The organism is Mesorhizobium sp. P2_B5 (genome assembly GCF_056404775.1).
This window is the reverse complement of record NZ_JBFUDJ010000004.1, coordinates 494735-504997: the sequence shown is the minus strand read 5'-3', so window position 1 is coordinate 504997 and position 10263 is coordinate 494735. Positions and strand designations below refer to the sequence as shown.

The 10263-nt window shown below is 61.8% G+C and carries 6 protein-coding genes; 1 reads left to right on the top strand and 5 read right to left on the bottom strand.

Annotation, left to right across the window (positions count from 1 at the left end):
* Positions 1-3373 (bottom strand): beta strand repeat-containing protein (locus AC1D1N_RS17950; protein WP_477350084.1); only part of this gene is annotated, 3373 nt, incomplete at its 3' end.
* Between the two features lie 322 nt (positions 3374-3695).
* On the opposite strand from AC1D1N_RS17950, the gene AC1D1N_RS17945 reads away from it, so the two are divergent.
* Positions 3696-4640 (top strand): transglutaminase-like cysteine peptidase, encoded by a 945-nt coding sequence (locus AC1D1N_RS17945; protein WP_477350082.1) that lies wholly within the window; start codon positions 3696-3698, stop codon positions 4638-4640.
* Between the two features lie 27 nt (positions 4641-4667).
* On the opposite strand, the gene AC1D1N_RS17940 is transcribed toward AC1D1N_RS17945, so the two are convergent.
* Genes AC1D1N_RS17940 through AC1D1N_RS17925 form a run of 4 tightly spaced genes read right to left on the bottom strand, consistent with a single transcriptional unit; the run spans position 4668 to position 10253 of the window.
* Positions 4668-5309, bottom strand: a complete 642-nt coding sequence (locus tag AC1D1N_RS17940) for a ribbon-helix-helix domain-containing protein (RefSeq protein ID WP_477350080.1) — start codon at positions 5307-5309, stop codon at positions 4668-4670.
* Positions 5299-6588, bottom strand: a complete 1290-nt coding sequence (locus AC1D1N_RS17935; protein ID WP_477350078.1) for an HlyD family type I secretion periplasmic adaptor subunit — start codon at positions 6586-6588, stop codon at positions 5299-5301. The genes AC1D1N_RS17940 and AC1D1N_RS17935 overlap by 11 nt, the downstream gene beginning before the upstream one ends.
* Positions 6589-6634: 46 nt before the next feature.
* A complete protein-coding gene (locus AC1D1N_RS17930; RefSeq protein WP_112566188.1) occupies positions 6635-8767 on the bottom strand; it encodes a type I secretion system permease/ATPase in 2133 nt (710 codons plus the stop codon).
* A 37-nt stretch (positions 8768-8804) separates the two neighbouring features.
* On the bottom strand, positions 8805-10253 hold the full coding sequence (locus AC1D1N_RS17925; protein ID WP_436258637.1) for a TolC family protein: 1449 nt from the start codon (positions 10251-10253) through the stop codon (positions 8805-8807).
* Positions 10254-10263 lie beyond the last annotated feature (10 nt).

Here is a 10263-nt window from a genome sequence, read left to right as displayed (position 1 = left end):
CCGCCGCACCGTCGGCGCCGAACACGTCGTCCGTGGCATCCGTCAGCACGTTGCCGATCACGACGCTACCCTCGACACCGCTGTTGGTGTCGGCATGCGCCGTCGGCACGTCGTCGGTGACGTCGATGGTGATGGTGTTGGTGATGGTGTTGCCGTTGGCGTCGGTGGCCTGGTAGGTGAAGGTCTCGACGTTGTTGACGGTGTTGGTGCCGTTGTTGGCGTCGACGCCGTCGACCGGCGAGGTCAGCGTGTAGCTGTAGGTGCCGTTGGCATTGAAGGTCAGCGTGCCGTGCACGCCGGTGGCGCTGCTCAGCAGTGTGTAGGTGTAGGGTCCGGTGCCGCCCGACACATTGTCGACGACGGTGCCGGCAATGGTCTCTGCCGTGCTCGACGGGTTGGAGCCGATCGGCAGCGCCGCCTCGTTGACCGTCAGGTCGTCGTTGGAAGCGGCAAGGCCGCTGTCCGACAGGTTGATGGTGAGGGTCGTCGTCGACAGGTCGCCGTCGCCATCCATGATGGTGTAGACGAAGGTCTCCGTCGCGCCTGCCGGCGGGACCACGTTGGGCAGGCCGTCATAGCTGTAGGTGCCGTTGGCCTGCAGCGTCAGCGTGCCGAAGCTGCCGTTGATCGCCGTGTTGATACCCGTCGTCACCGCCGTCGTGGTGTCGCCGCCCGCAACGCGAACGCCGACAACGCCGCCGCCCGCCGCCGCACCGTCGGCGCCGAACACGTCGTCCGTGGCATCCGTCAGCACGTTGCCGATCACGACGCTACCCTCGACACCGCTGTTGGTGTCGGCATGCGCCGTCGGCACGTCGTCGGTGACGTCGATGGTGATGGTGTTGGTGATGGTGTTGCCGTTGGCGTCGGTGGCCTGGTAGGTGAAGGTCTCGACGTTGTTGACGGTGTTGGCGCCGTTGTTGGCGTCGACGCCGTCGACCGGCGAGGTCAGCGTGTAGCTGTAGGTGCCGTTGGCATTGAAGGTCAGCGTGCCGTGCACGCCGGTGGCGCTGCTCAGCAGTGTGTAGGTGTAGGGACCGGTGCCGCCCGACACATTGTCGACGACGGTGCCGGCAATGGTCTCTGCGGTGCTCGACGGGTTGGAGCCGATCGGCAGCGCCGCCTCGTTGACCGTCAGGTCGTCGTTGGAAGCGGCCAGGCCGCTGTCCGACAGGTTGATGGTGAGCGTTGTCGTCGACAGGTCGCCGTCGCCATCCATGATGGTGTAGACGAACGTATCCGTTGTGTTCGACGTGATGGCGTTGGCCGTCGACTGGTAAGTATAGCTGCCATCCGCCTGTAGCGTCAGTGTACCGTGCAGACCAGCTATGCTGGTACCAACACCCGTCATCACTGCTGTCGTGGTATCGCCGCCCGCAGCGCGCGCACCCACAACGCCACCACCGGCTGTGAAGTCGTCCGCGCCGGCAACGTCGTTGGCCAGCACGCCCGCCACTGCCGACACCGTCAGCAAACCACCCTCGATGATGCCATTTGTATCGGCAACCGCCGTCGGCACGTCGTCGACGATGTTGATGACCAGATTACCGGCCGGCGCCGGATCGCCGTCGGCGTCGGTCACCACCACCGCGAAGCTGGTGCTCGACGGATCGGTCAGCGTGTTGTCGATGAGCGTGTAGGAGTAGCTGATCGTGCCGAGGCCGGTCGCCGGATTGTAGACATAGCTTGCCGTCAGCGTGCCTGTCGTCCCGTCGGCGAACGCCGTCGGGATACCGGTCAGTACATGGCCGCCCAGCGACACTGTCGTCAGGCCGTCCGGCGACGCGAAGCCGATCGTACCCGAGGTCGTTTCCGAGGCCGCAGGCTCGTTCGAGCCCGAAGGCTCGCCGGCGCGCGCCGGCAGGCCAGCCTCATAGACCGTCGTGTCGGCGCCGCCCGCTGCCGGGATCGATACGGTCGGCGTTCCATCGCCGATCGAAATCGTCAGCGTGGTGTGCGAGGTGTCGCCGTCGCCATCCTTGATCGTGTAAGTGAAGACGTCGTTGACACCGCCGGGCGTGCCGGCATCGCGAACGTAGCTGTAGGTGCCGTCGGCGGCCAGCGTCAGCTTGCCGTAGGTGCCCTGGATCTGCGTGCCAAGCGTGGCCGCGTCGTCGACATCGGCATTGGTGTTACCAGCCTGGACGCCTACCACTGTCGCGCCGTCGGCGCCCTGGGTGTCGACGCCCGCCGCATTGCCGTCGGACCCGCTGCCGTCGATTACATTGCCGCCGACCGGCCCGAACGAGCTCGCTGCCACCGCATCGGTATCGGCAACCGCCGTCGGCACGTCGTCGACGATCTGGACGGACAGCGTTCCTGGAAGGGAGACGTCTCCGTCGGTGTCGGTAACAGTCACCGTCATGTCGTCGAAGATGGAATCGGTCCCCGCGCCGGGGTGAGCCGCGCTATGAACGAGCGTGTAGCTGTAGCTCACCTGGCCAGTCGCGGCGTCGTAGCCGCTGATGGTCAGCGTGTTGCCGAGCGGCGTCGTGATGTTGATCGGCGTCGATGCGCTGTCGGCAAGTGCGACGCCCGAAATCACCTGGCCGGCAATGGTCAGCGAGCCGACACCGTCGGGCGAGGTGATGGTGAAGGTACCGGTGTTGATCTCCGACTGATCGGTGTTGGGTAAAGAATCTTGCGCCTCGCCCGAGCCTTCCGATCCCGAGCTTGCCGGCAGGCCTTTTTCATTGACGATGGTGTCGCCGCCACTTGTGGAAGGCGTCAGGTCGATGATCGAGGGTGTGGAATCCGGCCGCAGGCTCGGAAACAACTCGCGGTTATCCGGCTGGCCGAACGCCAGGTCTGTCGGGGGCAACAGCGCAGAAAGACCGAATCCGTCGCCGATGCCGCCGGGGGGAACCGAAAAGTCTCCGCCTGCACTTGAGTTCGAACCGCCCGGACCGGCCGAGATGGAGCCGTCGGCGCCAAAGGCGACATCGACGTGGCTGGCCTCGAGCGCGGCGATCAAGGCAACGCGCGGTACCTCGACGTCGCCAATGATGAACGTCGGCACGTTCAAGGCGCCATCCTTGATCACGATGACCGAGCCATCAGCCTGTTCGAGCACGAGGTTGTGGCCGTCGACCTTGATGTTGTCGATCGAGACGTCGGCCGGAAGCTTTACCACGTTGCTGGCGTCGGCCACGTATTCGTGGGGCGCAGCGGCCGCCGGGGCCTTCGCCTCCGCAGGTGCATCTTGCTTGACGGGCGCGCCGCTGCCGACATCGACGGGTACGGGCTCGGCAGGCGCCGGCTGGGCGGCTTGCGCTATCTGCGTCCCTGCCTGCGACGGTGAGCCACCATGTTCATTGGGAGAGTGCTGGTCCCAAGAATTCGAGACGGTGTCCAATTCGTTACTGTTCGCCATAACCAAACCCCTTCGGTATTTCCCGGAAAGAGACAGTGACAGCCTCTGCTTTGCAACTATCCTGCAACCGCTTTTATATATGCCGATATGCCTGTCTCGGCATTTTTTAGACGTGGTAAACTCCCAACATATAACCTGATATACATAGGCTGGGCCATTGTCCGTTTGATATCCTCCAATCGGGATGGACTGGTACGCAGAAGTATAAATTTGAATAAAAGTTTACGCAAAGTGGATGTTCCTGTTTTGCCAAAACTTATCCACCTTCATTTCCAGTAATTTGAGACAAGATCGGTAGCGTCCACAGTCAAAGGTGGGCGTTATGAAAAAAGAAAAATCTGCCTCGGGGATAACCGGGCTCAAGCTGCTCCTGCTGGCAATGGGCATCGCAAGCCTGCCGCAGCCATCATCCGCGAGTGCCGTTGCCGCGGATGCCGGCGCTGTCGCTGGAATGCTGGCGGCGGTCGAAACCCCGCCCAGTCTCGGCGGCGTTTCGCTGCTGCGGCCGCAGCCTTGGCGGCCTGTTTCGGCCTACAGGATCGGCATGATTTTCGGCAGCTATGGTCCTGTTGCCGTTAATGAAAAGCGCGATCCTTCGATCGCACAGGACGACGCCGGGATCGACCCGATCCAGACGGCGGCAATCATTCCCGGCGTGTTCGGTTCGGTTGCCCTGTCGATGCGCAATTTCCCGGTCTCGGCCCGCTGGGCGCCTGTCTACAAGGCAATTGTCGAGTGCACCGCGGGCAGTGCATGCGAGCGCAAGAACAGCACCTTTGCCGGGATCGTCGAGGCAGCCCGGGACAAGCGCTTCATCGACAAGCTGTCCTTCGTCAACTCAAGTATAAATCGCGCGATCGCCTACAAGAAGGACAGCGTGGTTTACGGCAAGCTCGACTACTGGGCCAAGCCCTCGGAAATCCTCGAGCGCCGGGCAGGGGACTGCGAGGATTTCGCTATCCTCAAGATGGCGGCGCTGCTGCATGCGGGCATCCCGGGTCAGAGCATGTCGCTGGTTGTCTTGCAGGATCGCAAGCGCGGTTTCTTTCATGCCGTGCTGTCGGTCAGCACCGGCAGTGGCGTCTTCATTCTCGACAGTCTGAGCAATGTCGTTTCGCGCGACAGCGATCTACCGAGCTACGTGCCGCTGTATTCGTTCAGCACCGACCGCGCATGGATCCATGGCGCAAAGACCGGCTCTGCGCAAATCGCCGATATCAAGGGCGGCCTTTCGACGGTCGCGCCGGGCGAAGGTCTGCAACAGTAAGTATGCCGTCAGGGTGTCTTGGGCGCCCTAGCCGCCGAAGACGAACGCCATCAGCAGTTCCGGCTCGACCACCGGCGCCCGCACCGCGTTCAGTTGACCCCGGTAGCGGCGGTCACCGGCGCCGATGACGAAACCGGTGGCGACCGGCGTCTCGCCATTGGCCTCGAGCCTGGCGAATATGTCGGCGACATTGAGGTCCAGCGCCAGCTTGAGGTCGTGGCGCGTGTCCTCGTTCGGCGCCACCGGCAATTGACGACGCACCAGTTGCTGGAACGGCGCATTGAAGGTCAGGATCTTCTTCGACGATGACAGGGCAAAGGCCGGCGAGGGACAGGCGACCAGAATGGCGTTGATGGTCTTGATCGACGCCAGCCGCTGCAAGGTTAGGTTCTCGTCGGCCAGTCCACGCATGCAGGCTACGCGGATTGCCGATGTCAGGTTTCCGGTGTTGGCGTGGCTCTCGGCGATCTCTTCGATCAGCATGCCGATCGTGCATTTCCGGTTTTCGGCCATTTGCTTCAGYGAGGTCCAGAACGCACGCTCCAGACGAATGCCGCGGCGCGTTCCGCCACGCGCCACGACCCGGAACTCGAGTCCGAAATCCTCTGCCGCCAGTGGCGGCAGCAGCCGGCCGCGATCGGCAGAAGGGGAGATCGCGCTACCGCTCACTCATCGCCTCCTCACGCGCCTTGTTGATAGGCTTCATCAGGTAGGTGAGGATCGTCTTGCGTCCGGTCTTGATGTCGACCGAACAGATCATGCCGGGGATGATCGAATAGGTCTTGCCGTCGCGTGTCAGCGTCGATTTGTCGGTGGCGACGCGAACCTGATAGTAGGGTTCGCCAGTCTTCTGGTCGACTAGGCTGTCGGCGGTGATGTTCGAGACCTTGCCTTCGATGCCGCCGAAGATCGAGAAGTCATAGGCAGTCACCTTGATCAGGGCATCCTGCCCCGGCCGGATGAAGGCGACGTCTCGCGGTGAAACCCGCGCTTCGACCAGCAGGGTCTCGGAGGTCGGCACGATGCCCGCGACGACTGCGCCGGGCTGGACGAAGGCGCCGACCGTGTTGATGTCGAGCGTGTTGACGATACCGTCGACAGGCGACCGTATGTCGGTGCGCGCCACCTTGTCGGTGGCGCCGCGTATCGTCTCGTCCACCACCGAGAGGTCGGCGAGCGCCTGTGTCAGGTCGCTGAGCGCTTCCTGTTGCAGCTGCAGGCCGAGTTCATCGACCTGAAGCTGGGCTTCCGTGATGGCCGACTTGGCTTTCTTGATGGTTTCGCCGGCGAGTGCCAGCTGACCATTGAGCTCGGTCTGCTCGCGCTCGACGCGGAGTTGCTCGGTGCGTGCCATCAGGCCTTTCTTGACCATCGCTTCGACCAGCTTCGCCTCCTGGTCGCTGACGGCCAGATTCTTGGTGAGGCGATCGGCATTGGCGTTGGCCTCATCCAGTTCCTTCTCGCGCTGATCGAGGCGCGACTTGAGAACCGATAGCTTGACTTCGAAGTTGTCGCGGCGCGCGATGAGCAGCTTCTGCTCGTTGTCGCAGATTTCCGGCGCGACCTTCTGGATCTCGGACGGGCAGGGAAATGCGCCCTCGAGATTGCCGGTCTGTTCGAATTTGAGCCGTGCAATGCGCGTCTGCAGCGCCCGCGCCTTGGCCTGGTGCTCGCCAAGGCTTGAGGTGTTGAAGGTGTTGTCGAGGCGAATGATGAGGTCGTTCTTCTTGACGATCTGCCCTATCTTCACAGCGATTTCCTGAACAACGCCGGGCTCGCTGGCCTGGATGATCTGGGTCTTCGACGCGGGTATGATCTTGCCGTCGCCGCGTGCGATTTCATCGACCTCGGCAAAGGACGCCCAGGCGACCGAACTCGCAAAAAGCGCTCCGATGATGAATATCGACGCCGACGCAAAAAGCGGCGGGCGGTCTTCCCTGGCAAGCATTTCCCATGCCCCAACGTATTGAATGCACTCAACAAGTCTGTTTCTGTCAGGCGCTCGTTCTCTGCAGCGCCTGTATCACTTGGTCTTTCGGTCCATCGGCAACGATCTTGCCTTGCTCGATGACAATCAGGCGGTCGGCCAACTCTAGCATGCTGAAGCGGTGCGTCGAAACGATCAGCGTCGTGCTGCGATCGAAGGCCACCTTGAGCTGCTTGATCAGCTGGCGCTCGGAAGCCAGATCCATCGAGCCGGACGGCTCGTCCAGGAAGACGATTTTCGGTTTGGTCAGCAACAGGCGGGCAATTGCCATTGTCTGCCTCTGGCCGCCCGAGAGATTGGTGCCGCGCTCGCCGACATTCATGTCGTAGCCGCGCGGATGGCGGGAGACGAAATCGTCGACGCCGGCAGCCTTGGCCGCTTCGACGATCTGTTCATCGGTCGCCTCCGGACACGCCATCAGGAGATTTTCCTTGATGGTGCCCGAAAACAGATCGTTGGCCTGCGCGACGATACCGACCGCGGCGCGAACCTCCGACGGATGGTATTGGCGGATGTCGATCCCGTCCAGCAGCAGCTCGCCGGAGGTCGGCAGGAAGAGCCTGCCGATCAGCCGACCCATGGTCGTCTTTCCCGAGCCTATGCGGCCGATGATGCCGATCCGCTCACCGGGCTTCACCGAGAAATTCACGCCGGTCAGAACTTCGTTTTCAGAACCCGGATAGACAAAGCCGACGTTCCTGAACGCCATCGCTCCGTTGCGAATGGGGCGGTTGACGAAACCAACCGTGTCCGGCCGATCCTCCGGCTGCGCCATGATCGAATTGACAATTCGCAAGGAGAGCATTGCCTGACGAAGTCTGGACAAGGTGATAGCGATCTGCCCAAGGGGAGCCACCGCCCGGCCCGCCAGCATGACGGTGCCGATGATGGCGCCGGTGGAGACATGTCCTTCCGAAAAGGCATAAGCGCCGGCCACGATCAGGGCGACGGTCACCAACTGCTGGATGGCCTGCGTTATGTTGCCGGCGGCAGCCGAAAGCTGCTTGATCTTCTCGGAGGTGTTTGATGCGTTCTTGGAATGCTCTGCCCATTTTCGCAGAAGATACGCCTCTGCCCGCAACGACTTGATCGTCTCAAGCGTGGAGATGGATTCAACCAGCAGGGCCTGGCGTTGCGAAGCCTCGTTCATGGACGCGGCAACGCGTTTGCCGATACGCCGTTGTGTGATCAGCCCGACGATCACGGAGGCGACAAAGGCAATGGCCGGTATGATGACCAGCCAGCCACCTATCGCATAGATTACAAGAAGAAAGACGAAGACGAATGCAGTGTCGATGAAGACGCTGACGGTGTTCGACGTGAAAAACTCGCGTACGAACTCGTACTGCGTCACCCGATTTGCATATTCGCCGGTTGAGCCGGGCCGTGCCGACAAGGACGAGTTCAGCACCTTCTCGAACAGCATGTAGGAAATGCGAAGATCGGCCTTGCGCCCGGCATAGTCGATCAGCGACGCTCTGGCGGTCTTCAAGAGCAGGTCGAACAGAATGACCGCGCCGATCCCGATCGACAGCACCCAAAGCGTCGATATCGCCTTGTTCGGCAAGATCCGGTCGTAGACATTCATGGTGAAGATCGGCGAGGCAAGGGCCAACAGATTGATGAATACCGCCGACAGGATGACCTTCGAATAGGTGCGCCAGAATGGCCCCATCGTTCCGGTCAACCAATGTCGCCGCTCAATCTTGGCCGCCGAACCGACGCTCATCCCCTCGACCGCGTTGGCATAGGTTATCGAGAAGGAAACGCCGCCGCTTATGTAGCTTCCGGCAAGTTCGGATTTGCTGATGGTTGTGCGCCCGTCCTCCTGGGCAGCGGTCGTAAATCCACCGTCCTCTGTCTCGGCAAGCAGCGCAACTGGCAATTGGCTGACGCGAAACAGGATGGCGGGGAGGTCGATGCGTCCGCGAAGAAAATCGCGATGGCTGAACTCCGTGATTTCAAGGCCGACGCGTTCGGCAAGATGCCGAATGGCGTCGATATCGATTTGGGTATCCGACAGCGGCACGCCGGCAAACAGCACGGTCTCGGCACTCGGCCTGCCCAGGTAGCCGGCAACAGCCGAAAAGCAGGCCTTGAAGGCCTCCTTTGGGGACAGGATTTTAGGTTGTGGGTTCACGATCCGCCCGCAGGACTATCGTTCGACCTTGGCCTTCCTACTTTTTCCTTACCGGCGCGAGGATGTCAAAAGGCAGATCGTTCTTTTGCTCCGACGGCGTGCGTGCATAGGTTTCGGTGTCGGCAGTTTCCGGTGTATTGAACTCGGCCTTGGCGTAGGCGGCTGCTTGTTTGGCCGGCTGAAGGTCCATGGTCTTCAGCAACTGTCCGGTTGCCGCCAGCAGCCGGTACTGGGCGAAAAGCGACGCGTAGGACGCGGTGTCGGCAAGCGTCGCTGTGTTGAACCGTGTGTTCTGTGCGTCAAGCACGTCGAGCAGCGAGCGCTGTCCGACCTTGAACTGCTCGCGATAGGACCCCACCAACTTTTCGTTGGCGGCTGCCTGAAGCTTCAGCGTCTTGGCCAGGTCGGCCTGCCGGAAGCGTCGATCCCATGACGTACGTACGGCTTCCTCGATCTCGCGCAGGACTTGGTGCAGGACAAGGCGCTGCTCGCTGGTGCGGCGGATTTGCTCCTGCTCGTTGGCCTTGTCGATGCCGCCGCGATAAAGGTTCCAGCGCAGCACGACCCTTGCCTGAAGGTCGCTCGTGTCGCCGTCACTGCCATCGATGTCGGATCCTGCCCGGGCGATACCTTCGGCGGTGATCGACGGCCCGAATTTTGCCCGTGCGGCATCCACGAGGGAAGCCGCCGCGTCGATATCGCTGTTGGCCATATGCACGCGCGGATTGTTCTGTCGTGCCAGGCCGATTGCTTCGTCAAGCGATCGCGGCAGCGCGGCAGACACATCGCCCGGCCTCGAGGCGCTGGTCAGCGGCTTACCGACAGTCTTGAAGAACCGGATCTTTGCTGCCTCTAGTTCCTCGGTGGCTTCCTGCACACGGGCCTTGGCGGCGAACAGCCGCTCCTCAGCCTGCTGACGATCGGCCTCGTTCAGCGCGCCGCCGGCAATGCCTTGCCGGATGTCGCCGAGAATTCCCTGATGGAATCCGAGGTTCTTCTTTGCTTCGACAACGATCGAGGCCTGCAACATGGCTTCGAGGTAATCCTGGACAACCGAGAGCCCGATGAATTCGGACCGTTCCAGAACCCGGAACGAGGCACCGTCGACGCGCGAGGCCTGGCGGTTTAGTTCGGCGCGCCTTGCACCGCTGTCGTAGAGCGTCTGCGTAACCGTGAGGTCGGTTTCAGCTGGATAGAGCGTGTCATTCTCGATGGAAAGTGAGCGCCTGTCCGGATTGTCGAGGCGGCGAGCGCCCGCCGACGCTTCCAGGTCAACGCTGGGAAGATAAAGCCCCTTCGCCTGGCGCAGTTCGAATTCGATTGCTTCGCGGTTTTGGATTGCCTGGCCAATCTCGGGATTGGACTCCACCGCGACCGCCATCGCCTCTTTAAGAGTGAGCGCGTGAGCATTCCCGCAGCTCAATATGGCAACCGTCGTCAGCAGGCCAAGGCGCTTGCATATGGCCCACACAGTTGTCGAATTCATTTTACCCACC

Bases quoted from the DNA above. Each gene is read 5' to 3' on its own strand.
- AC1D1N_RS17925 (WP_436258637.1), bottom strand. From the start codon at position 10,253: ATGAATTCGACAACTGTGTGGGCCATATGCAAGCGCCTTGGCCTGCTG.
- AC1D1N_RS17935 (WP_477350078.1), bottom strand. From the start codon at position 6,588: ATGCTTGCCAGGGAAGACCGCCCGCCGCTTTTTGCGTCGGCGTCGATA.
- AC1D1N_RS17945 (WP_477350082.1), top strand. From the start codon at position 3,696: ATGAAAAAAGAAAAATCTGCCTCGGGGATAACCGGGCTCAAGCTGCTC.